Source organism: Nocardioides sp. Leaf374, assembly GCF_916862475.1.
Taxonomy (GTDB): domain Bacteria; phylum Actinomycetota; class Actinomycetes; order Propionibacteriales; family Nocardioidaceae; genus Nocardioides; species Nocardioides kribbensis.
In genome coordinates this window covers 1-557 of the sequence record NZ_CAKASO010000090.1, presented here as the reverse complement: position 1 = coordinate 557, position 557 = coordinate 1, and the positions used below count along the sequence as shown (strand labels likewise).

The 557-nt window shown below is 75.9% G+C and carries 1 protein-coding gene; it reads right to left on the bottom strand.

Annotated features, from left to right (window positions below):
* A partial coding sequence (locus LPA27_RS19175; RefSeq protein ID WP_416383252.1) for a class I SAM-dependent RNA methyltransferase occupies positions 1-557 on the bottom strand: 557 nt, incomplete at both ends.

Below are 557 nucleotides of genomic sequence, written 5' to 3'. Positions count from 1 at the left end.
GCGACGCACTCGACGTGGTGCGTCATCGGGAAGAGGTCGAAGGCGCGCAGCGAGGTGAGGTGGTAGCCGTGCTCGGCGAAGATGGCGACGTCGCGGGCGAGGGCGGCGGGGTCGCAGGCGACGTAGGCCACCGCGCGCGGCGAGCGGGAGACGACCTGCTCCACCACGACCCGCTTGGCGCCGGTGCGCGGCGGGTCGAGCACGACGAGGTCGACGCTGTCAGGGCCCTCCTGAGCGCGCAGGGCCAGTACCTTCTCCACCGGCCCGCACACGATCTCCACGCCGGTGCCGCGCTCGAGCAGCGGGGCCAGGTTGCTGCGGGCGTGGCCCGAGGCGGTGCGGTCGGCCTCGACCGAGGCAACCCGGCCGTCGGCGCCGACGGCCTCGCCGAGGAAGCGGGCGAAGAGGCCCACGCCGGAGTAGAGGTCGAGCACCGACTCCCCCGAGCGCGGGGCGAGCGCGTCGAGCACGGCGCCGACGAGGGCGGCCGGCGCCCCGGGGTGCACCTGCCAGAAGCCGTCGGCGGCGACGGTGAAGTCGTGCGGCCCGACCGGTCC